Source organism: Micromonospora maris AB-18-032, assembly GCF_000204155.1.
Taxonomy (GTDB): domain Bacteria; phylum Actinomycetota; class Actinomycetes; order Mycobacteriales; family Micromonosporaceae; genus Micromonospora; species Micromonospora gifhornensis.
Window position 1 is genome coordinate 1,722,807 of record NC_015434.1, and the last position, 24,761, is coordinate 1,747,567.

The 24,761-nt window shown below is 71.6% G+C and carries 29 protein-coding genes; 13 read left to right on the top strand and 16 right to left on the bottom strand.

The genetic code is table 11. The features are described 5' to 3' along the window. Complete coding sequence (dtd, locus tag VAB18032_RS07940) at positions 1-423, bottom strand: D-aminoacyl-tRNA deacylase (RefSeq protein ID WP_013732280.1); 423 nt, start codon at positions 421-423, stop codon at positions 1-3. Then, positions 423-1,907: a DUF7782 domain-containing protein gene (locus VAB18032_RS07945; protein WP_013732281.1), complete on the bottom strand. Its 1,485-nt coding sequence runs from the start codon at positions 1,905-1,907 to the stop codon at positions 423-425. The genes dtd and VAB18032_RS07945 overlap by 1 nt, the downstream gene beginning before the upstream one ends. A 179-nt stretch (positions 1,908-2,086) precedes the next feature. On the opposite strand from VAB18032_RS07945, the gene VAB18032_RS07950 reads away from it, so the two are divergent. Continuing rightward, positions 2,087-3,307, top strand: coding sequence for a S8 family peptidase (locus VAB18032_RS07950; protein ID WP_013732282.1), 1,221 nt, complete (start codon positions 2,087-2,089; stop codon positions 3,305-3,307). Between the two features lie 47 nt (positions 3,308-3,354). Here VAB18032_RS07950 and VAB18032_RS07955 read toward each other — a convergent pair whose 3' ends face one another. From VAB18032_RS07955 to VAB18032_RS07970, 4 genes are all read right to left on the bottom strand, one after another. Further along, positions 3,355-4,422, bottom strand: coding sequence for an ABC transporter ATP-binding protein (locus VAB18032_RS07955; protein ID WP_013732283.1), 1,068 nt, complete (start codon positions 4,420-4,422; stop codon positions 3,355-3,357). 34 nt (positions 4,423-4,456) lie between these two features. After that, positions 4,457-5,992 (bottom strand): ABC transporter permease, encoded by a 1,536-nt coding sequence (locus VAB18032_RS07960; protein WP_013732284.1) that lies wholly within the window; start codon positions 5,990-5,992, stop codon positions 4,457-4,459. 65 nt (positions 5,993-6,057) lie between these two features. After that, entirely contained in the window at positions 6,058-7,116 is a 1,059-nt protein-coding gene (locus tag VAB18032_RS07965; protein WP_013732285.1) for an iron ABC transporter substrate-binding protein, read from the bottom strand. 126 nt (positions 7,117-7,242) lie between these two features. Further along, the gene (locus VAB18032_RS07970) at positions 7,243-7,803 is read right to left on the bottom strand and encodes a GNAT family N-acetyltransferase (protein WP_013732286.1); all 561 of its coding nucleotides are present in this window, start codon (positions 7,801-7,803) and stop codon (positions 7,243-7,245) included. A gap of 111 nt (positions 7,804-7,914) precedes the next feature. Between VAB18032_RS07970 and VAB18032_RS07975 the strand changes: the two genes are divergently transcribed. Beyond that, complete coding sequence (locus VAB18032_RS07975) at positions 7,915-8,496, top strand: HhH-GPD-type base excision DNA repair protein (protein WP_013732287.1); 582 nt, start codon at positions 7,915-7,917, stop codon at positions 8,494-8,496. 42 nt (positions 8,497-8,538) lie between these two features. Here VAB18032_RS07975 and VAB18032_RS07980 read toward each other — a convergent pair whose 3' ends face one another. Then, entirely contained in the window at positions 8,539-8,850 is a 312-nt protein-coding gene (locus VAB18032_RS07980; protein WP_043723428.1) for a hypothetical protein, read from the bottom strand. 2 nt (positions 8,851-8,852) lie between these two features. Continuing rightward, positions 8,853-9,152, bottom strand: coding sequence for a hypothetical protein (locus tag VAB18032_RS07985; protein ID WP_232510707.1), 300 nt, complete (start codon positions 9,150-9,152; stop codon positions 8,853-8,855). A gap of 103 nt (positions 9,153-9,255) precedes the next feature. Between VAB18032_RS07985 and VAB18032_RS07990 the strand changes: the two genes are divergently transcribed. Beyond that, positions 9,256-9,612: a DUF3099 domain-containing protein gene (locus VAB18032_RS07990; RefSeq protein WP_013732290.1), complete on the top strand. Its 357-nt coding sequence runs from the start codon at positions 9,256-9,258 to the stop codon at positions 9,610-9,612. 86 nt (positions 9,613-9,698) lie between these two features. Here VAB18032_RS07990 and VAB18032_RS07995 read toward each other — a convergent pair whose 3' ends face one another. Both VAB18032_RS07995 and VAB18032_RS08000 read right to left on the bottom strand, forming a co-directional pair. Further along, positions 9,699-10,580, bottom strand: a complete 882-nt coding sequence (locus VAB18032_RS07995; protein ID WP_043723432.1) for a carbohydrate kinase family protein — start codon at positions 10,578-10,580, stop codon at positions 9,699-9,701. Positions 10,581-10,707: 127 nt separating this feature from the next. Further along, on the bottom strand, positions 10,708-11,640 hold the full coding sequence (locus VAB18032_RS08000) for a pseudouridine-5'-phosphate glycosidase (protein WP_013732292.1): 933 nt from the start codon (positions 11,638-11,640) through the stop codon (positions 10,708-10,710). A gap of 88 nt (positions 11,641-11,728) precedes the next feature. On the opposite strand from VAB18032_RS08000, the gene VAB18032_RS08005 reads away from it, so the two are divergent. The 3 genes from VAB18032_RS08005 to VAB18032_RS08015 all read left to right on the top strand — a co-directional run bounded on the left by VAB18032_RS08005 (position 11,729) and on the right by VAB18032_RS08015 (position 14,563). Then, positions 11,729-11,947, top strand: a complete 219-nt coding sequence (locus VAB18032_RS08005) for a DUF3039 domain-containing protein (protein WP_013732293.1) — start codon at positions 11,729-11,731, stop codon at positions 11,945-11,947. Positions 11,948-11,975: 28 nt separating this feature from the next. Beyond that, positions 11,976-12,632 carry a trimeric intracellular cation channel family protein gene (locus VAB18032_RS08010; RefSeq protein WP_013732294.1) on the top strand — a complete coding sequence of 219 codons (657 nt, stop codon included), beginning with the start codon at positions 11,976-11,978 and terminating at the stop codon, positions 12,630-12,632. A 200-nt stretch (positions 12,633-12,832) separates the two neighbouring features. Continuing rightward, positions 12,833-14,563 carry a DEAD/DEAH box helicase gene (locus VAB18032_RS08015; RefSeq protein WP_013732295.1) on the top strand — a complete coding sequence of 577 codons (1,731 nt, stop codon included), beginning with the start codon at positions 12,833-12,835 and terminating at the stop codon, positions 14,561-14,563. A gap of 116 nt (positions 14,564-14,679) precedes the next feature. Here VAB18032_RS08015 and VAB18032_RS08020 read toward each other — a convergent pair whose 3' ends face one another. Beyond that, positions 14,680-14,913: a DUF7455 domain-containing protein gene (locus tag VAB18032_RS08020; protein WP_013732296.1), complete on the bottom strand. Its 234-nt coding sequence runs from the start codon at positions 14,911-14,913 to the stop codon at positions 14,680-14,682. A 243-nt stretch (positions 14,914-15,156) separates the two neighbouring features. After that, positions 15,157-16,764 (bottom strand): RNA polymerase sigma factor, encoded by a 1,608-nt coding sequence (locus tag VAB18032_RS08025; RefSeq protein ID WP_013732297.1) that lies wholly within the window; start codon positions 16,762-16,764, stop codon positions 15,157-15,159. A gap of 284 nt (positions 16,765-17,048) precedes the next feature. Here VAB18032_RS08025 and VAB18032_RS08030 point away from each other — a divergent pair, with 284 nt between their 5' ends. Beyond that, positions 17,049-17,867: an inositol monophosphatase family protein gene (locus VAB18032_RS08030; protein WP_013732298.1), complete on the top strand. Its 819-nt coding sequence runs from the start codon at positions 17,049-17,051 to the stop codon at positions 17,865-17,867. A 159-nt stretch (positions 17,868-18,026) separates the two neighbouring features. On the opposite strand, the gene VAB18032_RS08035 is transcribed toward VAB18032_RS08030, so the two are convergent. Beyond that, positions 18,027-18,542, bottom strand: coding sequence for a LytR C-terminal domain-containing protein (locus tag VAB18032_RS08035; protein ID WP_013732299.1), 516 nt, complete (start codon positions 18,540-18,542; stop codon positions 18,027-18,029). Between the two features lie 427 nt (positions 18,543-18,969). Between VAB18032_RS08035 and VAB18032_RS08040 the strand changes: the two genes are divergently transcribed. Both VAB18032_RS08040 and VAB18032_RS08045 read left to right on the top strand, forming a co-directional pair. Next, complete coding sequence (locus VAB18032_RS08040; protein WP_007075406.1) at positions 18,970-19,266, top strand: DUF4193 domain-containing protein; 297 nt, start codon at positions 18,970-18,972, stop codon at positions 19,264-19,266. Between the two features lie 211 nt (positions 19,267-19,477). Further along, entirely contained in the window at positions 19,478-20,287 is an 810-nt protein-coding gene (locus tag VAB18032_RS08045; protein ID WP_013732300.1) for a hypothetical protein, read from the top strand. A 19-nt stretch (positions 20,288-20,306) separates the two neighbouring features. On the opposite strand, the gene VAB18032_RS08050 is transcribed toward VAB18032_RS08045, so the two are convergent. Next, on the bottom strand, positions 20,307-20,795 hold the full coding sequence (locus VAB18032_RS08050) for a DUF3093 domain-containing protein (protein WP_043720065.1): 489 nt from the start codon (positions 20,793-20,795) through the stop codon (positions 20,307-20,309). Between the two features lie 84 nt (positions 20,796-20,879). Here VAB18032_RS08050 and dut point away from each other — a divergent pair, with 84 nt between their 5' ends. From dut to VAB18032_RS08070, 4 genes are all read left to right on the top strand, one after another. Next, positions 20,880-21,410: a dUTP diphosphatase gene (gene dut, locus VAB18032_RS08055; RefSeq protein WP_013732302.1), complete on the top strand. Its 531-nt coding sequence runs from the start codon at positions 20,880-20,882 to the stop codon at positions 21,408-21,410. Next, on the top strand, positions 21,407-22,057 hold the full coding sequence (locus VAB18032_RS08060; RefSeq protein WP_013732303.1) for a DUF3710 domain-containing protein: 651 nt from the start codon (positions 21,407-21,409) through the stop codon (positions 22,055-22,057). The genes dut and VAB18032_RS08060 overlap by 4 nt, the downstream gene beginning before the upstream one ends. Positions 22,058-22,209: 152 nt before the next feature. Continuing rightward, entirely contained in the window at positions 22,210-22,590 is a 381-nt protein-coding gene (locus tag VAB18032_RS08065) for an OB-fold nucleic acid binding domain-containing protein (RefSeq protein ID WP_013732304.1), read from the top strand. A gap of 76 nt (positions 22,591-22,666) precedes the next feature. Next, positions 22,667-23,350: a DUF3159 domain-containing protein gene (locus VAB18032_RS08070; protein ID WP_013732305.1), complete on the top strand. Its 684-nt coding sequence runs from the start codon at positions 22,667-22,669 to the stop codon at positions 23,348-23,350. An 18-nt stretch (positions 23,351-23,368) separates the two neighbouring features. On the opposite strand, the gene VAB18032_RS08075 is transcribed toward VAB18032_RS08070, so the two are convergent. After that, a complete protein-coding gene (locus tag VAB18032_RS08075) occupies positions 23,369-24,058 on the bottom strand; it encodes a potassium channel family protein (protein ID WP_193386294.1) in 690 nt (229 codons plus the stop codon). Positions 24,059-24,060: 2 nt separating this feature from the next. Next, positions 24,061-24,723 (bottom strand): potassium channel family protein, encoded by a 663-nt coding sequence (locus VAB18032_RS08080; RefSeq protein ID WP_013732307.1) that lies wholly within the window; start codon positions 24,721-24,723, stop codon positions 24,061-24,063. Positions 24,724-24,761: the final 38 nt, after the last annotated feature.

Here is a 24,761-nt window from a genome sequence, read left to right on the forward strand (position 1 = left end):
TCAGAGGTCGAGCAGGATGGTGCGGGGACCCACGTTGACGCTTTCCACAAGCATGTGCGCCCGGAAGCGGCCGGTCTGGACCGGTGCGCCGCGTTGCCGCAACGCCTCGACCACCGCGTCGACAAGCGGCTCGGCCACCTCGGCCGGCGCCGCCGCCGTCCAGGAGGGGCGGCGACCCTTGCGGGCGTCGCCGTACAGGGTGAACTGGCTGACCACCAGGATCGGTGCGGCGACCTCGGCGGCGGAGCGCTCGTCGTCGAGGATCCGCAGCTCGTGCACCTTGCGCGCCATCGTCCGGGCGGTCTCGACGGTGTCGGTGTGGGTCACCCCGATCAGCACCAGCAGCCCGTCGGTGATCGCACCGACCACCTCGCCGTCGACCGTGACGCTGGCCCGGCCGACGGTCTGCACCACCGCGCGCACTACGCCTCCACCGGCTCGATGAAGCCCCGCTCCACCAGGTGCGCCACGATCGGGCCGGCTGCCTCGGCCAACTCGTCGACGGTGACGTCGTGCGCGACGGCGAGCAGCGCGAGTTGGTCCCGCAGCGGCAGCCGCCCGTCGGCCCCGCCGACCAGTGCCAGCACCAGCGGGTCGATCTCCTCGTTCCAGCGCAGCCCGTGCGGCATCTCCAGGACCTGGCGATCCACCCCCCAGCCGTCGTCGCCCATGGTGGCCTCCTGGTGCAGTCGCAGCCCGTCGGCGGCGCGGTAGCGGGCGGCCAGCACGCCGTCGGTGCCCTGCTCGCGGAGCCAGTCCTGCCGGTCGAACCAGGTGGCGATGCGGTCGCCCATCGGTGCCTGCACCCGCTGGCGCAGATCCTCGACCCGCAGTACCGGGTCGTCGTGGCCACTACGGCGCAGCGAGACGATGCCGAAGCCGATCGCCTCCACCTTGTGCGCGTCGAACCAGTCGAGCCAGTCGGCCATCCGCTGCGGGTCGGCGACGTCACCGACGTCGGTGAGCCACAGGTTGACGTACGCCATCGGGTCGGCGACCTCGCGTTGGATGACCCAGGCGTCCAGCCCGGTACCGGCGAACCACCCGGTCACCCGTTCGGCCCAGTCCTCGCCGCTCACGTGCACCCAGTTGGCCAGGTACTGCATGGTGCCGCCCTCGGTGAGCAGGGCCGGCGCGGCGGCGGCCAGTTCGGCGCCGATCGCGTCGCCGACCCGGCCGGAGTCGCGGTACACGTGGGTGGTGGTGCCCGGTCCGACCACGAAGGGCGGATTGCTCACCACCAGGTCGAAGCGGCGGCCCGCCACCGGCGCGACCATGTCGCCGCGCAGCAGTTCCCAGTCCTGACCGTTGAGGGCGGCGGTGGTGGCGGCGAAGCGCAGCGCCCGCCGCGAGACGTCGGTGGCGGTGACCTGCCGCGCGTGGGTGCTCAGGTGCAGCGCCTGCACCCCGGACCCGGTGCCCAGGTCGAGCGCGGTCTCCACCGGCCGGCGGACGGCAGCGCCGATCATTGTCTGGGTGGCTCCACCGATGCCCAGCACGTGCTCGGCGTGCAGCGGTCGGCCGGGTCGGGCGCTGGCCGGTACGTCCGCCAGGACCCACCAGTCGTCGGCGTACGGTTCCAGGTCCAGGCCCATCCGCAGTCCGTCGCCGTGCCGCTCGACGAGCCCGGCCTCCAGCGCCTCGGTGATCGTCAGGGGTGCGAGCGCCGCCGCCACGGCCGTCTCCGGCTCGGTCTGCTCGCAGATGAACACCCGGATCAGGGTGGCGAGCGGATCCCGGTCGGTGGTGGCGCGCAGCGCGGCCCGGAAGTCGTTGCGGGCCACCCCGCTGGTCGCTGCCGATCCGAGCCGGCCGGCGATGCCGTTGGCGGTGAAGTCGGCGTTTGTCAACGCGGTCCGCAGCGCGTCGACGCCGGCTGGGGAGAGCAGCATGTCGTGTCCGTCCACGCTGTCATCCTGCCTGGTCGCACCGGGCTCGACCGCTAGCACCCGTGACATGGGAAGTCAATCGATGCACATCTCTGTTATATCCATCGATATGACGCTAGCATCTCCTGCAACTCAATCCACGGGCGCACCGTCCGGCCAGAAGCCCGGTCGGCTGCCCAGGTAAGGGAGGCAAGACGATGTCCTCAGGGTCCCCCGCGCGGCGCCGCCTCATCCGGGCGTTCGCCGTCGTCGCCACCGCGGCGGCCGTCTCTGCGGCCAGCACCACCGCAGCGGTCGCCGCACCCACCGGTGAGATCCGCGGTGCCGGCGCGTCGAACGCGATCAGCGGAAGCTACCTTGTCGTTCTTCGTTCCGACGCGGTCGGCACCGCCGGATCGTCGGCCGCCCGCGCCGCCGTCCCGGACCGGGCCAGCACCCTGGTCAAGCGGTACGGAGGCAGTGTCTCCGACGTGTTCAGCGCCGCGCTGACCGGCTTCTCCGCCAAGATGACCGCCGCCCAGGCCGCCCGGCTCGCCGCCAACCCCGCGGTGGAGTACGTGGAGCAGGACCAGAAGATCACGCTCGCGGCCACCCAGAGCAACCCGACCTGGGGCCTGGACCGTATCGACCAGCGCAACCTGCCGCTGAGCAGGAGCTTCACCTACCCGAACACGGCCACCAACGTGCGGGCGTACATCATCGACACCGGCATCCGGACCACGCACAACGACTTCGGCGGCCGGGCCACCTGGGGCACCAACACGGTCGACAGCAACAACACCGACTGCAACGGCCACGGCACCCACGTCGCCGGCACGGTCGGCGGCTCGACCTACGGTGTCGCCAAGGGCGTCCGTCTGATCGCGGTCAAGGTGCTCAACTGCTCCGGCAGCGGCTCCACCACCGGCGTGGTCAACGGCGTGAACTGGGTGACCGCCAACGCGGTGAAGCCGGCCGTGGCCAACATGAGCCTCGGCGGTGGGGCCAGCACGACCATCGACAACGCGGTGGCCAACTCGATCCGCGCCGGCATCAGCTACGCCGTGGCGGCGGGCAACTCCAGCGCCAACGCCTGCAACTACTCGCCGGCGCGCGTCTCGACCGCCATCACCGTCGGCTCAACGACCAACACCGACGCCCGGTCCTCGTTCTCCAACTTCGGCTCCTGCGTGCACATCTTCGCGCCGGGCACGAGCATCACGTCGGACTGGCACACCAGCAACACCGCGACCAACACGATCAGCGGCACCTCGATGGCCTCGCCGCACGTGGCCGGCGCCGCCGCCCTCGTCCTCTCGGCCAACCCGTCCTGGACCCCGGCCCAGGTCAAGACCTACCTGGTCAACAACGCCACCACCGGCGTGGTCACCAGCCCGGGCAGCGGCTCCCCGAACCGCCTGCTGTTCGTGGTCAACTGACCCTGACCTGAAACCGGCCCGGCGGATCACCGATCCGCCGGGCCGCTTCACGCCGCCAGGTCGACAAGCACCGAGGTGGTCGAAGCAGTCTGAGCCGGGAAGGCCCGCGCCGGGCCGTCGACGTGCACCGTCACCTGGCCGCCCACCGGCCAGTCGGCGCCGCCGTCGAGGATCCGCGCGGTGATCCGGGTGCCGTCGGCCAACCGGAGCCCGATCAACGCGTCATGGCCGTGGAAGTCGTGTCGCAGGACGCTGGCGGTGACCCCGGCCGATCCGGCGGCGACGCGCACCTGCTCCGGGCGGACCAGCACGGTGACCTGGCCGTCGGTCACCGGTCCGGTCACCGGCAGCAGGCCGAGCGCGGTCCGGGCGCTGCCCTGTTCGACGACCGCGGGCAGCAGCACCGCGTCGCCGACGAACCCGGCCACCCACACGTCGACCGGCTCGCGGTAGATGGCGGTCGGCGCGTCGGCCTGGATCACCCGTCCGTCGCGGAGCACCACCACCTTGTCGGCCACCGACAGCGCCTCGCCCTGGTCGTGGGTCACCAACACGCCGGTCGCGCCGTCGGCGCGCAACGCCTCGCGTACGTCGTGCCGCAGGCCCGCCCGCAGGCCCGCGTCGAGAGCGCTGAACGGCTCGTCCAGCAGCACCACCGACGGCCGGGGGGCCAGCGCCCGGGCCACTGCCACCCGCTGCTGCTGCCCGCCGGAGAGCTGATGCGGCATCCGGCCGCCGTATCCGGCGAGCCCGACAAGCGTCAGCACCTCCTCGACCCGGTCGGATCGCCGGGCGGCGCGGTCCAGGCCGTAGCCGACGTTGTCCGCCACGCTCAGATGCGGGAAGAGCGCGCCCTCCTGGGGCACCACCGCGATGTTGCGGCGGTGCGCCGGCAGGTGCCGCCCACCGCCCGCCACCCGGCTGTCGTCGATCAGGATCTCCCCGGCGTCGATCCGCTCGAAGCCGGCCAGGCAGCGCAGCAGCGTGGTCTTGCCGCAGCCCGAGGGCCCGAGCACGGCGGTCAGTTTGCCGGAAGGCACCCTGACGTCCACCCCGGCCAGGGCGGTGACCTGCCCGTACCGCTTGACCACCCCGCTGAGCACGACCTCGCTCATGCCGGCCCTCCACTGAATTGATGATGTGTTCGGCTCATGCCCGCTCCTCCTTGTCGAGCAGGCCGCTACGGGCGACCAGCAGCCAGGTGGGCAGGGCGGAGATCGCCACCAGCAGCGCAGCGTAGGGTGCCGCGGCGGCGTAGGCGCCGACGGCGGTGCTGGTCCACAGCTCGGTGGCCAGGGTGTCCATCCCGGTGGGCCGCAGCAGCAGGGTGGCGGGCAGTTCCTTCATGCCGGTGAGGAAGACCAGCGCGGCCCCGGCGCCGATGCCGGGCAGGATCAGCGGCAGGGTCACCGTCCGCAGCACGGTCCACGGCCCACGGCCGAGTGACCGGGCCACCTCCTCCAGACCGGCGGGGGACTGGGCGGCCGCGCCGGCCACCGCGCCGACCGCCAACGGCAGGAACAGGGTGGCGTACGCGAGGGCGAGCAGCCACCAGGTCTGGTAGAGCGGGTACGCCACGTTGATGCCGAAGAAGATCAGCGAGAGCCCGATCACCACGCCGGGAAGGGCGTGGGCCAGATAGGCCAGCCGGTCCAGCAGGCTGGTCAGCGGGCCGGGCGCCCGTGCCGTGAGCAACCCCAGGGGCAGCGCCAGCAGCATGGTCAACGCTGCGCCGGCCAGTGAGACGGTAAGCGAGTTCCCGGCTGCGGCGAGCACCTCGGGCAGCGCGCCGGGGCGGGACACGCCGGCGGCCAGCCGCCGCCCGAGACTGACCGCCGGCACGCCGAGCGCCAGCCCGGCGACCCCGACGAGAACGGCGATGACCGGCCAGCGGGCCGGGCCGAGCGGCAGCCGGGACACCGGCCGACGGGCACCGCCGAGCTGGGAGTACCGGGCGCCCCGACGACGGGTGGCGGTCTCGCCGGTCAGCAGCAGCACCGTCAGCGCCACCAGCACGCAGGAGAGCACCAGCGCTCCGGTCCGGTCGAAGCCCATGTCGAAGGCGACGAAGATGGCCCGGGTGAAGGTGTCGGCGCGCAGGATGGACACGGCACCGAAGTCGGAGAGTACGTAGAGCGCGACCAGCAGGGCCCCGGCCGCGGTGGCCGGGCGGATCTGCCGCAGGGTCACCGCGGTGAAGGTCTGCCAGCCGCTGCGCCCCAGCGACCGGGACACCTCCTCCTGGGCCGGGTCGGCCCCGCGCAGCGCGGCGGCGACCGGCAGCAGCACGTACGGGTAGGAGCAGAGGGTCAGCACCAGCGCGGCCGGCCAGAACCCCTCCCACTGGGGCACCGTGGAGACCCAGGCGAAGGCCGCGATGTAGGTCGGTACGGCCAGCGGCAGGGCCGCCAGCACGGCGAAGATTCGACGACCGGGCAGGTCGGTGCGGGTGACCAGGAAGGCGGTACCCACGCCGAGCAGCACACAGGCCGTGGTGACCACCGCCGCCAGGCCGATGCTGCGCAGCGCGAGCAGGCCCACCCGCTCGGTCCACAACTCCGCAGCGATCCGGTCCCAGCCCGCCTCGGCGGTGCGTACCGCGAGGTAGGCCAGCGGGATCAGGGCGACGGCCACCGCGGCGGTCGAGGCCGCGAGCAACGCCGGCCGGGGAGCCAGCCGCCGCACCTGCCCGGGTACGCCGAACAGGGCCGACCCGGTGCGGGACGGCCCTGTGACGGTCGGCGGAGCGGTCAGGGGACCAACCCCGAGTTCTTGATCATGGAGACGGTGGCGTCGAGCGTGTCCAGGTCGTTCAGGTCGATCTGCGGCACCGCCAGGTCGGCCAGGGCCGGCACGAACGCCGGGGCGGGCGCGCCGTCGATCACCGGGTACTCGTAGGTCTGCTCGGCGAAGTAGGTCTGGGCCTCGGTGCCGAGCAGGAAGTCCACGAACGTCTGCACGTCCGGGTTGTCGGCCGCGCGCTTGAGCACGCCCACGCCCGCCACGTTGACCAGCCCACCGGTGTCACCGCCGGGGAAGAAGTGCAGCTTGGCCTTGAGCGCGTCCGGCGTGGTGCCCTGCTCCTTGGCGACCTCGCCCAGGTAGTAGTGGTTGATCAGGCCGGCCGGGATCGCGCCGCTGATCACGTCCTCCAGGATCTTGCCGTTGCCGTCGCGGATCTGCGGGTCGTTGGCCTTGAGCCCGCGCAGGAACTCCTCGGCCTTGGCGTCGTCGTGCTGCACCCGGATGGCCGTGATGAACGCCTGGAACGACGCGTTGGTCGGTGCGACGCCGACCTTGCCCTTCCAGGCCGGCCCGGTGAGGTCGAACACCGAGGCGGGCAGCTGGTCGGCCGGTACCAGGTCTGGGTTGTAGGCCAGCACCCGGGCGCGGGCGCTCACGCCGACCCACTGGCCGTTGCCGGCGCGGTAGGTGGCCGGCACCTTCGCCGTGGTGGCCTCCGGAAGGGTGCTGAACATGCCCTGCTTGGCAACGGTGCCGAGAGCTCCGGCGTCCTGGGCGAGGAACACGTCGGCCGGGGACTTGTCGCCCTCCTCGACCAGTTGGGCCGCGAGCTGTGCGGTGTTCGCGTAGCGGGCGTTGACGGCGATGCCGGTCTGCTCGGTGAACTTGTCCAGCAGCGGCTTGATCAGCTGCTCGTTGCGCCCGCTGTAAACGGTGATCTGCTTGTCGGCGGACTGATCGGAGCCGGTTGCCTTGTCCTCCTCGCCCGATCCGCAGGCAGCCAGGCCGACGGTGAGCAGACTGGCGGCGAGCAACGCACGCGCGATGCGGCGGGTGGCAGGCACGGTGAACCCCTTCTCCGGTTGATCCGGCAGCCCGGTACTGGTCAGGCGACCGACGCGCCGAAGTTAGCACAGGCTAACCTCAGTTCGGAATTCGGTAGGGTGCTGCACCGGTTCGGGTGAGGCAGGTCATTGACTGTCCGGATCTTCCGGCCAGTTGGCCGTGAAGATCCAGTCGAGGCCGTCCTCCCCTTCCGTGTCCAGCTGCGGCGCCCGCCGTAGACCGGCGCGTACGGCCACTGTCGACGACGCGGTGTTGTCGGGTCGAACTCGGGCGATGACCGGATGCGCGGTCAGGTGTCCGGCTGCCCAGTCGACCACGGCGGTGGCGGCCTCCGTGGCGAACCCGTTGCCCCAGACCGGCGGGTCGAGACGGTAGAAGAGGTTCGACACGGTACGACCGTGCAGCGTCATCAGCTTGATGCCGCAGAAGCCGAGCGGCTGGTGGTCCCGCAGGTGGAGGTGGACGGTCCAGTAGCCGAAACCGTGTCGCTCCCAGTGCTCGTTCCAACGCAGGTAGCGCTCCTCGGCTTCGGCCCGGGTGTCGAGGGCGTCGGCCGGATTGTGAGCGTACGCCCGGGGGTCGCGGTGGAGGCGATGGATGGTGTCGATGTCGGCGGGGGTCGGGCGGCGCAGTGAGAGCCGAGGAGTCCGCAACTCCTCGTGGTCGATCAGGTCGGCATGGCCCATGTCTGATTCTCCCTCTGCTGGCATGGGACCGAGGTCGGCCTGCTGATGGGATTCGACACGCCTCGGTCGTCCGACGTCGGTTGCCCGGGCCGGTAGGGGAACATGGCTGCCATGACGCTCGCACTGCCCATTGACCCGCAAGCGAACCAGCTGCTGGTTTCTGACCCGTTGGCCCTGCTCGTCGGCATGGTTCTTGATCAGCAGGTGTCGATGGAGAAGGCGTTCTCTTCTCCGTACGTGCTGACTCAGCGACTCGGTCACGACCTGGACGCCCGCGAGATCGCCGGGTACGACCCGGAGGCCCTGGTGGCGCTCTTCGCCCAGCCGCCGGCCCTGCACCGGTTCCCGAAGGCGATGGCGGCCCGGGTGCAGGAGGTGTGCCGGGCGCTGGTCGCGCACTACGACGGCGATGCGGCCCGGCTCTGGGCCGATGCGGCGGACGGCCGTGAGTTGCTCGCCCGCATCGCCGCCCTGCCCGGGTTCGGTCGGCAGAAGGCGCAGATCTTCCTCGCCCTGCTCGGCAAGCGGTTCGGGGTGCAGCCGCCCGGCTGGCAGGAGGCGGCGGGCGACTACGGCGACCCGGACGCGCACCGCTCCGTCGCCGACGTCACCGACGCCGAGTCACTGCGCCTGGTCCGGGAGTACAAGCAGCAGATGAAGGCGGCGGCGAAGGCGAAAGCCACCGGCGCCTGACCGCTGGCCGGGTTTCCGCCCTCGGCCGGGCCGGGTCGATCGTCAGGCGGCGCTGGGCTGGGCCAGCGAGGCGATGGCCCGCCGGACGTCGGCCAGCGAGACGGTGGCCGAGTCGTCCAGGTCGGCGAGACCGGCCTCGATCCACTGCCGCATCAGGGTGGTCACACCGATGCCTCGGGCGTCGGCCGCTGCCCGGACCCGTTCGTAGGTCTCCAGCGGCAGCCGCACCGAGCGGCTGACCATCGGGGTGTCGGTGTCGGGGACGGGAAGCTCCACGGCTCGGCTCTCGTCGATCAACTCGGCGAGCCGCTCACCGCCGCTGTGGAACTGCTTGGTCGCGTCGTGACGGTCCATCGTCACCGCCTCCTGCTCTCCGGAGATTTTCGTACCGCCTCGTCGTAGCGCTTGGCCTCGACGTCACTCAACTCGCGGGCGGACAGGACGTCCCAGTCGTTGTCGGCCCCGTCGGCCTCGGCCAGCAGCACCGCGATCCGCCGCCCCCGGGCGGTGGTGGCGTACACCACCATCACGTCGTCACCGAGGTGGCGGATGACGCGTCGGCTGCTGTGCAGCGCCGCCCAGACTTCCCCGGGTGTGACGTCGTAGACCCGCAGGTTGGCCAACGCCTCGTCGGTGAAGCTGAACCGGCTGCCCACAGCGAGAGCGTACCACGCACGTAACACGAACCGTGGGCCGACGAACCTCGCCGCCCGGGCCGCGGTGGTGACAGGATGGGTGGGATCCCCGAGGAGGTACACGGTGAAGCGTCAGGCGTACCGACCGATCCTCATCACCGACGCCTCGCGAAGCCAGGACGACCAGCTGACCACCCGGCAGCGGCGGTACGTCATGATGATGTGCGTCCGGGCGGCCTGCGTGGTCGTCGGCGCGATCCTGGTCGGCGCCAAGGCGCCCCTGCTCTGGCTCTGGCTACCCCTGGTGGCGCTGGGCATGCTGATCGTCCCCTGGCTGGCGGTGCTGCTGGCCAACGACCGTCCCCCGAAGGACGAGCACCGATTCGCCAACCGCTTCCGGCGCGGCCAGCCGACGGAGGCCCCGGCGAGAAGTCTCACCGCCGAGGAACGCCCGCACAAGGTCATCGACGCCGAGCCCTGACCGCCGGCGCAGCTCGCGCGGGGGCCGGAGGAATCCCGGTCAACCCCGCGCGAGGCCGTGCTGTCGTCGTGGTCCGCGTTACCCGGTCAGCCGGACGGGCGGGCACCGACCTGGGACACCGCCGCCGCGCCGAGGCGGGTGGCCCGCTCCAGGGCGGCGTGCGGCGCGGCGCCGGCCAGCCATCCGGTCAGCAGTCCGGCGGCGAAGGCGTCACCGGCTCCGGTCACGTCGACCACCGCCACCCGGCGGGCCGGGATGGTGACGATTGTCGGCTTCCGGTCCACCCAGGTCGCGCCGGCCGCGCCCTGCTTGACCACCACCCGCCGGGCCGAGGCGACAAGCGCGCGTGCCTGGGCCACCGGGTCGAGGCCACCGGCCAGCACCGCCGCCTCGTCGGTGTTCACCAGCAGCAGGTCGACCTCGCGTATCCAGGACAGGAAGGCTGCCGCACCGACCGCTCGCAGCGGTGCGGCCGAGGCCGCGTCGACGCTTGTCGTCATGCCGCGCTGGCGGGCGACCTTCAGCGCGTGCAGCCCGGCCGGCCGGGAGCCGGCGTCCAGCAGGGCGTAGCCGGACAGATGCAGATGGGTCGCGTCCTCGGCGGCGGCCAGCGCCATGTCGACGTGCTCGGGCGTCAACCGGACGTTCGCCCCGCGTTCGGTCACCATGGTGCGTTCATCGCCCACGGCCAGCACGATCACCGTTCCGGTGGCACAGCCGGGTACCCGGGCCACCACGCAGTCGACCCCCGCGGTGGTCAGCTCCGCCACCCGGTCCCGTCCCGCGGTGTCGTCGCCGACCGCGGCGACAAGCGTCACCGGCACACCCTGCGCGGCGAGCCAGGAGGCCGTGTTGGCGGCCTGGCCGCCCCCGGTGAACTGGATCGCCGCCGCCGTGTCCGAGCCGGTCGCGAGCGGGCCGGTCAGCACCGCCACCACGTCCGTGATCACGTCACCGACAACGATGATCCGACCGGTACGGCTGGCCGCGTCCGGTGTGCCGACGGCACCGGTGTCCCGCCCGGCGGTCCGCTCGCTCACGGCTCCGCCAGGGTTCGTGGCTGCGCGGCTCGCAGGGCCGGCGCGCTGTTCGCGGTCACGCCGCAGGGTCCGCGCGGCGGGCGGCGGCGACCGCGATCCGGGCGGCGAGGTCGGCGTTGCGCAGGATGATCCGGACGTTGACCGCCAGGCTCGCGCCCTGCGTGGCCGAGTGGAAGTGCGCCAGCAGGTACGGCGTCACGGCCTTGCCGCTGATCCCGTCGCGCTCCAGCCGGGCCAGCCCTTCGGCGAGCGTACGGTCGTGCAGCTGCGGATCCAGCTGCTCGTCGGTGGGCAGCGGGTGCGCGACGACCAGACCGCCGTGCTGGACCCCGTGCTGCTCCCGAGCGGCCAGGATGTCGGCGATCAACTCCGGGGAGTCGGCGGACCAGTCCAGGTCGAAGCCGCTGTCGGTGATGAAGAAGCCCGGGAACCGGCGGGTGCGGTAGCCGACGACGGTCACCCCGAGGGTTTCCAGGCGTTCCAGCGTCGCGCCCACGTCGAGGATCGACTTGACCCCGGCACACACCACGGCGATCGGCGTCGAGGCCAGCGCGACCAGGTCGGCCGACTCGTCGAAGGTCTGTGCCGCCTCACGGTGCACCCCGCCGAGGCCACCCGTGGCGAACACCCTGATCCCCGCGGCGGCGGCGAGCGCACTGGTCGCGGCCACCGTGGTGGCGCCGTCCGCGCCGGTCGCCGCAGCCACGGCGAGATCGCGTACGGAAAGCTTGGTCACGCCGTCGGCGGTGGCCAACCGGGTCAACTCGGCGTCGTCGAGGCCCACCACCAGCTCACCGGCGACCATGCCGATGGTGGCCGGCACCGCCCCCGCGTCCCGGACGGCCTGTTCGATCTGGCGGGCCACCGTCAGATTGTCCGGTCGGGGCAGGCCGTGCGAGACGATTGTGCTTTCCAGCGCGACCACTGGACGGTGTTGGCGCAGCGCCTCGGCCACCTCGGTGCCGTAGCGAAGATGAAAGTTGGTCACAGTCGCCCACCGTACTGCCGGCACGCCGCGTACCTCAGGTGGACCGGGGTCAGGTGACCTGCCAGACTTGTGGGTTGGAGGTGTAGACGTGAGTGCACAGGTTCTCGAGCGTCCGGAACTGAAGGACGCCGACACTGGTCCGGAGATGTTCCACTACGTCCGGAAGGAAAAGATCGCCGAGAGCGCCGTCATGGGCACGTTCGTCGTGGCGCTGTGTGGGGAGAAGTTTCCGGTGACGAAAACCCCCAAACCGGGCTCGCCGGTCTGCCCGAAGTGCAAGGAGATCTACGACTCGTACACCGAGTGAGCCCGCGTCGGCCGCGTAACCTGCGGCGGTGACCACCTCCACCGCCCTTCTCCTGGCCGACCTGGCCGGGGTCGCGGTCTTTGCCGCCTCGGGTGCTTCCGCTGCGGTGGCCAAACGGCTCGACCTGTTCGGTGTCGTCTTCGTCGGCTTCGTCGCCGCCCTCGGTGGCGGGATCGTCCGTGATCTGGTGATCGACGAGGTTCCGCCGCTGGCCTTCGCCGACTGGCGGTACGCGACCACCGCCGCAGTGACCGCCGGGGCGATCTTCTGGCTGCACCCGCAGTTCGCCCGGCTCCGTACCACCGTGCTGGTGCTGGACGCGGCCGGGCTCGGCCTGTTCACCGTCGCCGGTACCCTCAAGGCCCTCGACGCCCAGGTGCCGCCGGTGGGCGCCTGCCTGATCGGCATGATCACCGCGATCGGCGGCGGACTCTGTCGCGACCTGCTGACCGGCGAGATCCCGGTCGTACTGCGGCGGGAGATCTACGCTGTGGCGGCGCTCGCCGGTTCGATCGTGGTGGTTCTCCTCGACGGCCTGGGATACGCCGGGCCGATCCCGCTCGTCGCGGCGGTGCTGCTGGTCTTCGGCCTACGCCTGGTGGCCTTGCGGCGCCGCTGGTCGGCGCCGGTGGCGGCGCTCCGGCCACCACCCCGCACCGGCGGCATTACCGGCCCACCCGACTAGGGTCTGCCGGTTGCAGTGGTGCACGGCACCCAGCGCCGGTGTGGCGTCGAGTGGGGCTCGGGGCCGCTGCTGGTTATGCTGAGTCGGCCTTCGCGGCCATCGGTGCGCGGAGGCGTTTTCATGGGGCGGCTGACGTGCCCCTCGGCCCGGTTCGTAGGCCTGCGGTCGGGCCATCGTGCGCATCGGAGAGGAGCTAACGCGTGGCAGCCCGGACGCCGGCGCTCGAGTCGTTCCCGCCCCTGCGCGCCTGGCAGCGCAAGGCATTGGTGGAGTACCTGCGCCGGCGCAGCGAGGATTTCACCGCGGTCGCCACGCCTGGCGCGGGTAAGACCACCTTCGCCCTGCGGATCGCCGCCGAACTGCTGGCCGACGGCACAGTCGAGGCGGTCACCGTGGTCGCCCCGACCGAGCATCTGAAGACCCAGTGGGCGGAGTCCGCGGCCCGGGTCGGCATCCAACTCGACGCCGCGTTCCGTAACGCCGATCTGCACTCCTCGGCCGACTTCCACGGCGCGGTGGTCACCTACGCGCAGGTCGGGATGGCCCCCCACGTGCACCGGCGGCGCACCATGACCCGGCGGACCCTTGTCATCCTGGACGAGATCCACCACGCGGGCGATTCCCGTACCTGGGGCGACGGGGTGAAGGCCGCCTTCGAGCCCGCGGTACGCCGGCTGATGCTGACCGGTACCCCGTTCCGCTCGGACGACAATCCGATCCCCTTCGTCAGCTACGAACGCGGCGAGGACGGTCTGCTGCGCTCCCGCGCCGACTCGGTCTACGGCTACTCCGACGCGCTCCGCGAGGGCGTGGTGCGGCCAGTGCTGTTCCTGGCGTACTCGGGGGAGACCCGGTGGCGCACCAACGCCGGTGAGGAGTTGGCGGCGCGGCTGGGGGAGCCGATGACGCAGGATCTCGTCGCCCAGGCGTGGCGTACCGCCCTGGACCCGGCCGGTGACTGGATGCCGCAGGTGCTGCGGGCCGCCGACGCCCGGCTGAGCGTGCTGCGGGAGGCCGGCATGCCGGACGCCGGTGGGCTGGTCATCGCCACCGACCAGCAGGCCGCCCGGTCGTACGCCAAGCTCATCGAGCAGGTGACCGGGGAGAAGGCCGCGGTGGTGCTCTCCGACGACGTGGGTGCTTCGGCCCGGATCGCGACGTTCGCGGCCTCTGAGCAGCGCTGGTTGGTCGCGGTGCGGATGGTCTCCGAGGGGGTGGACATCCCCCGGCTGGCCGTCGGGGTCTATGCCACCAGCGCCAGCACCCCGCTGTACTTCGCCCAGGCCATCGGGCGGTTCGTCCGGGCCCGCCGACCGGGGGAGACCGCGTCGGTCTTCCTGCCCAGCGTGCCGCACCTGCTCGGGCTGGCCAGCGAGATGGAGACCGAGCGGGACCACGTACTCGGCAAGCCGAAGGACCGGGAGGGCTTCGACGACGACCTGCTGGAGCGGGCCCAGCGGGACGAGCAGGCCAGCGGCGAGTTGGAGAAGCGCTTCGCCGCCCTGTCGGCCACCGCCGAACTGGACCAGGTGATCTTCGACGGCGCCTCCTTCGGTACGGCCGCCCAGGCGGGCACCCCGGAGGAGGAGGAGTACCTGGGGCTGCCGGGTCTGCTGACCGCGGACCAGGTCGCCGCGCTGCTGTCCAAGCGGCAGGCCGAGCAGTTGGCCGCCCAACGTCGCCGCGCCGCCGAACGGCAGTCCGAGGCGTCGGCCCCGGTGGCGGCCCCACCGGCCCCGATGAGTGCCGCCCAGCGCCGGGTGGCGCTGCGCCGACAACTCAACGCCCTGGTCGCCGCCCGCCACCACCGCACCGGTCAACCTCACGGCAAGATCCACGCCGAACTCCGCCGCCTCTGCGGCGGCCCCCCCAGCGCCCAAGCCACCATCGAACAACTGGAAGAACGCATAGCCACCGTCCAAACCCTCTGACCGAGGGTCGGCCTGCCCGCAAACCTCTTGATCAACAAGTGCGAGGGTGAGTTGGGCAGAAAGCGGCCGGAGGCATCCTTTGGATGCCTCCGGCCGCTTATGTCGGGTTATGGATCTCAGTTGGAGATCAGGTCGGCACCACGCCAGGAGAACTCCGGGTCCGTCGCGTACCGCACGGTGATCTTCACGAGATCCTCGGCGTACTTGTTGGCGTGGTGTCCACAGAACACCAACTCACTGCCACCCGCGAGGGTGATCCGAAGCTTGCCAGCGGCATTGCAGCGGTCGCACCGTTCATCGGCGGCCGGGGGGCTCACCGTCTCGGGCGGCGGCGTGAGGGTCGGGGTCATCGCCTTCCTCCTCTGGTCGTCACCGATGAACACTCTCTTCGGTCTTGGTCACCTATCGTGCAACACCCATGTCGGGCCTCGCCTTCCCTGTGTGCCCCCGGGGGACCGAGGTCACACCTGGCACCGACAGTGTGCCGTGCACCCAGGGTGCCACGTCAACGATCACATTCGTGCAACCACCTGATCACCATCCGGCGTTGACGCCAGGTGATCAAAACGACACGATCGGTTGACGATTGCTGATCAGTCGAGGTAGTCGCGGAGTACCTGGGAACGGGACGGGTGGCGCAGCTTGGACATGGTCTTGGATTCGATCTGTCGGATGCGCTCGCGGGTCACGCCGTAGACCTGCCCGATCTCGTCCAGCGTGCGCGGTTGCCCGTCGGTCAGACCGAACCGCAGGCGTACCACACCCGCCTCACGCTCGGACAACGTCTGGAGTACCTGCTGGAGCTGATCCTGCAGCAGCGAGAAGGAAACCGCGTCGACCGCCACCACAGCTTCGGAATCCTCGATGAAGTCACCGAGCTGGCTGTCGCCCTCGTCGCCGATGGTCTGGTCGAGCGAGATGGGCTCCCGGGCGTACTGCTGGATCTCCAGCACCTTCTCCGGTGTGATGTCCATCTCCTTGGCCAGCTCCTCCGGGGTGGGCTCGCGGCCCAGATCCTGGAGCAGCTCGCGCTGGATCCGACCCAGCTTGTTGATCACCTCGACCATGTGCACCGGGATGCGGATGGTGCGGGCCTGGTCGGCCATGGCGCGGGTGATGGCCTGGCGGATCCACCAGGTGGCGTAGGTGGAGAACTTGTAGCCCTTGGTGTAGTCGAACTTCTCGACGGCGCGGATGAGGCCGAGGTTGCCTTCCTGGATGAGGTCGAGGAAGGCCATGCCACGACCCGTGTAGCGCTTCGCGAGCGAGACGACCAGCCGGAGGTTGGCCTCCAGCAGATGGTTCTTCGCCCGCTCGCCGTCGCGGGAGATCCAGAGCAGGTCACGCTGCATGTCGCGGGCGAGCTTCTCCTCGCCCTCCTCGGCGGCCCGCAGACGCTCGGCGGCGTAGAGGCCGGCCTCGATCCGCTTGGCCAGCTCCACCTCCTGCTCCGCGTTGAGCAGCGGAACCTTGCCGATCTGCTTGAGGTACGCCCGGACCGAGTCGGCCGAGGCGGTCAGCTCGGCGTCCCGGCGGGCCTGCTTGAGGGCCTCGGACTCCTCGTCGTCCCACTCGAAGTCGTTGTCGCTGGCGGAGCTCGCCGCGTCGGCCTCGGCAGCCTGGGCCAGCTCGGCCGGCTCCTCGACCACCACGTCCTCGATCTCGGCGGCGAGTTCCTCGGGGTCGACGTCGCCCTCGGCGCCCTCGCCCTTGGCCTTGCCGGCCGCCTTGGTGGGCTTCGCCGCGCTCGCGGCGGCCACCGTCGCCTTGGTGGCCCGGGTGGACTTCTTGGCCGGTACGGCGGCCTTGGCGGCCACCTCGGCCGTGGTGCCGGTGGTCTTGCGCGAGGTCGCCTTACGGGGCGCCGGCGCGGTGGCCTCCTCGGCCGCGGGCGCCTGCTTCGGGGCAGGCGGTGCCGCCTTCTTGGTGGTCTTGGCGGTGGTGGCGCGGGAGGCCGGGGTCGCGGAGCGAGCGGCGGCGACCCGACGGCGGGTGCTGGCCGAGCCGTCGACCACCACGGTCACTCCAGCCTCGGAGAGCGCCCGCAGGATCTTCTTGGCCTGGGCCGGAGTCACCTCGGCGGACTCGACGGTGCGCGCGAGCTGGGCCGACGTGAGCTGGCCGCCGGCGCTCTGCGCGTGGGCGATCAGGGTGTCGGTGAGCGAGCGAACGTCGGCGCCGGTCTGGCGGGGTTCTGTCACGAATGACCTTCCGGAGGCGAAGAGCGAGCACGGCCGGATCGTCCGGCGCGCAGTGGTGCACCGTGCCGGGCGATGTGGTTGAGGAACCCCCGTGTCCCCGGCCGACCGGTCGTTCGGTCGTCCGTGGCGCGTGGGCAGGGGTGAATTGTAACGCCGTCTGCGGCGATCATCCTGCGCCGCACGGCTGATCGGCGACCGGGGCCGCCGATTCGGTGTGCTTGTGGACTTTGTAAGGATGATACCCGCGTGCGACCCGGATACCCGGCCGTGCGGGAAGGGGACGGATGATGGATCGCTCGTCGGCACCGGAACTGTTGGAAATCGCGGTCGACGTGGCCCGGGATGCCGCCGCCACGGCGTACCGGATGCGGGCCGAGGGTGTCTCGGTCACGGCGACCAAGAGCACCGTCACCGACGTGGTGACCGCCGCCGACCGGGCCGTCGAGCGCCAGATCAGCGACGCGCTGCGGCGGCTGCGGCCGGACGACGCCATGTTGGGCGAGGAGTACGGCGCGGCGGGACCGGGCAGCGACGCCTCGACCCGGGTGCGCTGGATCGTGGATCCCATCGACGGCACGGTCAACTACCTGTACGGGCTGGCGCACTCCGCGGTCTCCATCGCCGCGGAGGTCGACGGCGAGGTCGTGGCGGGGGTGGTGCGCAACATCCACACCGGCGAGGAGTGGACCGCCACGCTCGGCGGCGGCGCCTGGCGGGACGGCCGACAGCTGCGCTGCTCCACCGAGACCGACCTCGGACAGACGCTGGTGATCACGGGATTCGGCTACGACCCGGCCCGCCGAGCACACCAGGCCCGGGTGGTGGCCGAGTTGATCCCGCACGTGCGGGACATCCGTCGGCTCGGCGCCGCCGCCATCGACCTCTGCCTGGTCGCCGAGGGCCGAGCCGACGCCTACTACGAGAAGGGGCTGGCGGCCTGGGACCAGGCAGCCGGAGCGCTGGTCGCCGCCGAGGCCGGTCTGCGGGTCGGTGGCCTCGGCGGGCGCGTACCGGGCCCGGACATGGTCATCGCCGCACCGCCGGCGATCTTCGCCCCGCTGCACGATCGCCTGGTCGACCTGGACGCCGACGGCGGACCCTGACACCGTTCGGCGGTCATCGTCGAGCCGGTCGGCTCGCGTCGACCCACCGGTGCCGGCCGACCGGTTGAGCAGCGATTCGACCGGGCGGCCGGTGAGATCGGTCCGTCCGGTCGAGCGCGCTGTCCACGTCACGGGATTCGAGTGGCCGGGTGGCCTGAGTCAGTTGCCGACCGGCATCGGGCAGGAACCCGGCGGTGCGACCGGCGCGCCGAGGTCACCGATGGACTGGTTGACCTCGGTGGTGGTGGCCAACTGCTGGAAGCCGTTGCCGAGGACGACGTCGACGACGTCGTCCGGACGCTCGACGTCGTACTCCAGTGCGGCGTTGCCCAGGAAGTACGCGCGCAGCAGGTGGGCCGACCCGACGCCCTTCGGGCCGTAGCGCAGCACCGCCACGTCGTCGATCTGCTTCTTCTCGTTTGCTTCCTTCTCCACCTGGAAGTCGCGGTTACGGAAGTCGTCGCCGACGCTGGCGGCCAGACCGGGACGGTCGGTGCCGTTGTACACGCGGATCTTGACGTCCTTGTGGTCGCGAAGGGTCACATCGGCGCGGGGCCAGTCCGCGGGGCACCCTTCGGCGGTACCGGCGTTACTCTGGGTGTCCCGGACGACGGCGATCACGACGAAGACCAGGGCGACCACCGCCAGCGTGCCGACGATGACGAGTGCTCGCACTCGCGCAAAGCTCATCAGGGGGCTCCCGGGCAGTGTTGGGTGGCGGCGACCGTCGACGGTCGGGCCGGCGGCCGTCTGGTACGCCGCTGAGGTTAACCGTTGTCCGACCGTCGCGTGGAAACAGTCCGACATGCCGGCGCGCCATCCGAGAAGCGGGTAGTACTACCCCTATCTTCGTGTCGCCTGAGTCACATTGGGAACAAGTTCCCGCGCAGGGGCGTACATCTCAGCCACGAGGGCGGTATACATGCCTCGCCCAAAGGGGGGGTAGGGTTCCGCGCTCGCCGGGAGATTCTCTTGGCGGACTGGCCCGAGCGGTCGTCGGGTCGGGTGGCCGACACTAGCGGTGGCCGGCCAGCGGAACCGAAACAGCGTCGTCCGGCGTTACAACCGGAAGCGACAACATCGAAATGGGAGAGTGAAACCGATGGCCACCGACTACGACGCCCCGCGCCGCGACGAGGTCGACCTCGGCGAGGACAGCCTGGAAGAGCTGAAGGCCCGGCGTGTCGACTCGCAGTCGGGCGCCGTGGACGTCGACGAGGCCGAAGTGGCTGAGAGCTTCGAGTTGCCTGGTGCTGACCTGGCCGACGAGGAGCTGACGGTCAAGGTGCTGCCGATGCAGCAGGACGAGTTCCGCTGTGCTCGCTGCTTCCTCGTGCACCACCGCAGCCAACTGGCGGTCGAGCGCAACGGCGAGCTGATCTGCCGAGAGTGCGTCTGACCGAACGTACGACACCACCGCACAGCGGCGGCTTCCCTGAGGAGCCGCCGCTGCCCGGCTCGGCGAGCGCCGCGCCGATCGACCTGCTTCACTCGTAATGGGGTGGCCGCCGTGCCGGCGGTCGTCCAGCCGGGGAGGTCGGGGCAGTGAACGAACGAACCATCGGCGTGCGGCGGTGGCGTCACCGGGTGGCGCGCGACGGAGCGCCGGCATGAGCGAGTGGAGCGCGGGCATCGACGACGGCGGTGCCGACGAACTGGGTACGACCGTCGCCGCGCTGACCGCCGACGAGATCGAGCCCGCCAAGCGGCGTCAGCTGCTGGGGCGACTGGTCCGGCAGGCCCGGGCCCGTGGCGTGGGCGGCCTGTTCAAGCCGAAGACGGCGCTGCGCTGGATGACCGACACGGTGGCCCAGATCGCCCCGCACGTGCCGATCCGTGACCTGGCCACCCTGCGCCGGCACTTTCCCGACCTGGACGACGAGGCGCTGGCCGATCGGCTGGTACGCAACGCCGCCCGGGCGACCGCGGGCATCGGTGCGGCCGGCGGGGGTGCCTCGGCCGTCCAGTGGACGGTCACGCCGACCCTGCTGTCCGCGCCGGTCCTGCTCGCCGCCGAGACGGTCGCCGTGGTGGCCATCGAGCTGAAGCTGACCGGGGAACTGCACGAGATCTACGGCGCGCCGCTGCCGGCCAGTGGTGCCCAACGCGCCGTCGCGCTGATGCAGGCCTGGGCCAACCAACGCGGGGTCAATCCGATGGTGCCCGGGGTGGGCATCGGTGCGGTGCTCGGCACGGCCGCCCGCCGCGAGCTGCGGGACACGCTGCTCAAGCGCTTCGGCCGGAACCTGACCACGCTGGGGCCCTTCCTCACCGGTGCCGCGGTGGCGAGCTACCTGAACCGGCGGGCCACCCGTACCCTGGCCGACCAGCTCCGCACCGACCTGCGTCGACAGCGGCGCAGCCTGCCCGGCTCCCCACCGACCGTGCCCGGCCCTCCACCCGCACTACCCGGCTCCTGACCGGTTCCGGGGTGGGCTGTCAGCGGGTCGTGTCGCGGGCGGCCAGCAGGGCCTCGGCCAGCTCCACCGGGTGGCGGGTACTGACCACCCAGAACGGGGTGGGGTCGTCCGGATCGTCGAGGACCACCTGGACGGCGCCGGAGATCCAGGGCCGTTGGACGACGAAGGCCAGCGGATCGGCTCCGACGCCGAGCACCTCACGGCGCCCCTCGGCGTCCAGAGCGACGACGTCGGCGACGAACCGCACCGGCAGCCGGGCGTCGTCGACCCGGAACTCGCCGTCGGCCACCGCGATCCGGATCCGACCCAGCCAGGCCAGGCCGGCGGCAGCGGCCGGCAGCAGCACCACGAACGGCAACCAGGCCCGTACGCCGGTCGCGCCCATCCACAACTCCACCGCGAGCAGGGCGGCGGTGGCCAGCCCGGCCAGCCACAGCCACCAGGGCAGCCGAAGCCGCTCGGCGTACGCCGGGACGGATGGTGCGGTGTGGGAGGGTGACACGCTCACTCATACCAGGGTACGGCGCGCGACCGCCGGGGTACCGGGCAGGATGGCAGGGTCACCCCGGCGCAGAAGACGAAAGAGGGAACCGTGACCGACGTGGTACCCGTGCTGGTCCGGCAGCTCGATCCCGAGCTTCCGCTGCCCGCGTACGCCCATCCCGGTGACGCCGGTGCCGACCTGGTGGCGGCCGCCGACGTCGAGCTGCCGCCCGGCGGCTGGGCGCTGGTGCCGACCGGCGTGGCGATCGCGCTGCCCGAGGGGTACGTGGGCCTGGTCCACCCCCGATCGGGGCTAGCGGCCAGACTCGGCGTGACGGTGCTCAACGCGCCCGGTACGGTCGACGCCGGCTACCGGGGTGAGATCCTGGTCAACCTGATCAACCATGATCGGGCTGTGCCAGTGAAGATCTCCCGGGGCGACCGGATCGCACAACTCGTTGTGCAACGGGTGGAACGGGCGGCCTTCCAGCCGGTGGCCGAGCTGCCCGCGTCCGGACGCGGTAGCGGTGGGCACGGCTCCACCGGTGGACACGCCGGTCTGGTGCCGCCGCGGGCGACCGACGGCGCGGACGGAAACGATGGCACGGTGAGTGTGAACAGCGGAGGATGGACCCAGTGATCTTCTCCCGGAAGCGAGCCACGGGACGGCACGCCAGTGACGAGCGGGCCGTCGAGGCCCCGGACACCGTCGAGGCGGCTCCGGCCGAGCCCGCGCGCGGCCCGTACGACGTCAGCGAGGCACCCGCCGGGGTGCAGCGGCTCGACCTGGGCAGCCTCCAGATTCCGGCGGTGCCCGACGTCGAGGTGCGGGTGCAGGCCGACCCGCAGGGCGTGATCCAGCAGGTCGTCCTGGTGCACGGGCAGAGCGCCCTGCAGCTCGGTGTCTTCGCCGCCCCGCGCAGCGAGGGGATCTGGGACGAGGTGCGCGAGGAGATCCGCCAGTCGCTGTTCAACGACGGCGCCGCCGCGCAGGAGGTGACCGGCGAGTACGGCACCGAGCTGCGGGCCCGGGTCCGTACCGAGGATGGTCTGACCGACCTGCGGTTCGTCGGGATCGACGGGCCGCGCTGGATGGTCCGCGCGGTCTACCAGGGTGAGGCGGCGACCAATCCGGCGGCGGCCGGAGCGTTGGCCCGGTGCATGGAAGGGCTGGTCGTGGATCGCGGGATGGAGGCCAAGCCGGTACGCGAGCCGCTGCCGCTGCGGCTGCCGCGTGAGGCGGGCGAGCAGGCCGCCGCGGCGGACGCGGCCCCCGGCGCGAGCTGAGGGACGTCTGCCGTTGCGCACCGTCCGGGCGTACATCGTCGGCATCGGGACGGCCTCGCGTCGGCGTACGCTGGCGTGAGTCGTCCCGGTCCCGCCGGGTCGGCCGGGTGCCGGCACGGGTCGGCCGGTGTGGAGAGGGTGACGCGGAGGTCATGACCACCGACGAGGGTCAGGGTTCGCTGCGGCGGATGCTGCGCCGGTTCACCGCCAGCGAGGCCGAGATCGAGGCCCAGCAGTTGCAGCAGGAGAGCGCCCGCTGCGGCGGGGTGCCGGTGACCCAGTGCATGCGAGGTCAGGTGGTCTCCGTAACCGGACGGTTGCGTACCGTCGTCTACACGCCCCGGACCAACCAGCCGGCGCTGGAGGCGGATCTCTACGACGGCAGTGACGTCGTCACCCTGGTCTGGCTCGGCCGGCGACACATCACCGGGATCGAGCCGGGACGACACCTGACCGCGCGGGGGCGGGTCGCGCTGCGGGACGACCGTAAGGTGATCTACAACCCGTACTACGAGTTGGAACCGTCGACGTGACGCCTGCGGCCCGGCGGATGAGAGACTGGCCGGACATCCCGGCACGACAGCACCGACTGCCTCGGAAAGGCGGGCGATGACCACCGGACAGCAACCGGCCACCCAACCGGACACCGGCCCCGGCGACGAGGAGCGGCTGCCCACCGTCGCCGAGCAGATGGCCGACCAGCTCGGCGGTTGGCGGGGGCTGGTCGAGTCCAGCATCCCGGTCGTGGTCTTCGTGGTCGTCAACATCGTCGGCGCGCTGCGCCCCGCGGTGATCGCCTCGGTCGGCGTGGCGGTGCTCATCGGTGGGCTGCGGCTGGCCCAGCGCAAGCCGGTGCGGCACGCCGTCAACGGGCTGTTCGGCATCGGCATCGGTGCCGCCATCGCCTGGCGCACCGGCGAGGCCCGGGACTTCTACCTTCCCGGCATCCTCTACGGCATCGGGTACGGGCTGGCCCTGCTGGCCTCCGCAGCGATCCGTCAGCCGCTGGTCGGCTGGCTCTGGTCGGTGCTGGTGGCCAAGGGCAGCTCCGCCTGGCGGGACGACCCGAAGCTGGTGCGCACCTTCACCGGGCTGACCGTGCTCTGGGGAGTGGTCTGGCTGGCCAAGGTCGGTGTGCAGGCCGCGCTCTACCTGGCCGAGCAGGACACCGCGCTCGGCGTGGCCCGCCTGGCGTTGGGTTACCCGCCGTACGTCATGCTGCTGTTGATCACGGTCTGGACGGTGCGCCGGGTCACCCGCAACAACGAGCCGACGCCGCTGCCCGGCAGCTGACCGGCGCAGCCGCGCCGGTCAGCGCGACTCGCGGGTCCGCTCGACGCTGTCCGGGCCGAGCACCACCGCGCGGACCGCGTCCTCCACCTCGGTGGTGCAGACGAAGATCAACTCGTCGCCGGCCTCGATCGGATCGTCCGGGCTGGGCACCAGCACCCGCTTGCCGCGCAGGATCGCCACCAGCGCGGCGTCGCGGGGCAGCGGCACCGCCCGCAGCGGCTGACCGACGTACGGCGCGGTGGGCGGCAACGTGATCTCGACCAGGTTCGCCTCGCCCTGCCGGAACGTCATCAGCCGTACCAGGTCGCCGACGGTCACCGCCTCCTCGACCAGGGCGGCCATCACGCGCGGCTTGCTGACCGCGACGTCCACGCCCCACTGCTCGGTGAACAGCCACTCGTTCTCGGCCCGGTTGATCCGGGCGACCACCCGAGGCACCGCGAACTCCGTCTTGGCCAGCAGCGAGACCACCAGGTTGGCCTTGTCGTCCCCGGTGGCCGCGACCACCACGTCGCAGCCGGCCAGGTCGGCCTCCTCCAGGCTGGTCAGCTCGCAGGCGTCGGCGAGCACCCAACGGGCGTCCGGCACCCGCTCGGGCCGCAGCATCCGGGGCTGCCGCTCGATCAGCATCACCTGGTGGCCGTTCTCAATCAGTTCCTGGGCGATGGAGCGGCCCACGTTGCCTGCGCCGGCGATGGCGATCCGCATGATCACTGCCCCCCGTCCGGTGCCGCGGCGATCTCGGTGACCGTCGCCACCATGTCGTCGGTCACCAGCATGAAGATCTGGTCACCCTCCTGCACCACGCTGGAGGCGGTGGGCAGGGTGCCGATGCCGAAGCGCAGCAGGTAGGCCACCCGGGCCCCGGTGGCCTGTTCCAGCCGCTGCACCCGATGCCCGATCCACTCCCGGTGCACGGGCACCTCGATGATCGACACAGTGCTGGTCGGGTCGCGGAAGATCTCCACGTTGCCCTCCGGCAGCAGGTGTCGCAGCATCCGGTCGGCGGTCCAGCGCACCGTCGCCACGGTGGGGATGCCGAGGCGCTCGTAGACCTGCGCCCGCCGCTGGTCGTAGATGCGCGCGGCCACCCGGGACACCCCGAACGTCTCCCGCGCCAACCGCGCCGAGATGATGTTGGAGTTGTCGCCGCTGGAGACGGCGGCGAAGGCGTCGGCCCGCTCGATGCCGGCCTGACGGAGCACGTCGCCGTCGAATCCCGCCCCGGTGACGGTGGTGCCGGCGAACTCGGGGCCCAGCCGGCGGAACGCGTCGGCGTCCTGGTCGATCACCGCCACCGAGTGACCTCGGGACTCCAGGTTGTGCGCCAGGATCGAGCCGACCCGGCCACAGCCCATGATCACGATATGCACGCCGCCCTCCCAAGGTGCGCCCGTCACCGCGAGCCTGC

What these genes read in the sequence shown, in the direction of transcription:
- VAB18032_RS07950 (WP_013732282.1), top strand. Translation starts at nt 2,087, where the DNA reads ATGTCCTCAGGGTCCCCCGCGCGGCGCCGCCTCATCCGGGCGTTCGCC.
- VAB18032_RS07955 (WP_013732283.1), bottom strand. Translation starts at nt 4,422, where the DNA reads ATGAGCGAGGTCGTGCTCAGCGGGGTGGTCAAGCGGTACGGGCAGGTC.
- VAB18032_RS07970 (WP_013732286.1), bottom strand. Translation starts at nt 7,803, where the DNA reads ATGGGCCATGCCGACCTGATCGACCACGAGGAGTTGCGGACTCCTCGG.
- VAB18032_RS07975 (WP_013732287.1), top strand. Translation starts at nt 7,915, where the DNA reads ATGACGCTCGCACTGCCCATTGACCCGCAAGCGAACCAGCTGCTGGTT.
- VAB18032_RS07980 (WP_043723428.1), bottom strand. Translation starts at nt 8,850, where the DNA reads ATGGACCGTCACGACGCGACCAAGCAGTTCCACAGCGGCGGTGAGCGG.
- VAB18032_RS08020 (WP_013732296.1), bottom strand. Translation starts at nt 14,913, where the DNA reads ATGACCCCGACCCTCACGCCGCCGCCCGAGACGGTGAGCCCCCCGGCC.
- VAB18032_RS08030 (WP_013732298.1), top strand. Translation starts at nt 17,049, where the DNA reads ATGATGGATCGCTCGTCGGCACCGGAACTGTTGGAAATCGCGGTCGAC.
- VAB18032_RS08040 (WP_007075406.1), top strand. Translation starts at nt 18,970, where the DNA reads ATGGCCACCGACTACGACGCCCCGCGCCGCGACGAGGTCGACCTCGGC.
- VAB18032_RS08045 (WP_013732300.1), top strand. Translation starts at nt 19,478, where the DNA reads ATGAGCGAGTGGAGCGCGGGCATCGACGACGGCGGTGCCGACGAACTG.
- VAB18032_RS08065 (WP_013732304.1), top strand. Translation starts at nt 22,210, where the DNA reads ATGACCACCGACGAGGGTCAGGGTTCGCTGCGGCGGATGCTGCGCCGG.
- VAB18032_RS08070 (WP_013732305.1), top strand. Translation starts at nt 22,667, where the DNA reads ATGACCACCGGACAGCAACCGGCCACCCAACCGGACACCGGCCCCGGC.
- VAB18032_RS08075 (WP_193386294.1), bottom strand. Translation starts at nt 24,058, where the DNA reads ATGCGGATCGCCATCGCCGGCGCAGGCAACGTGGGCCGCTCCATCGCC.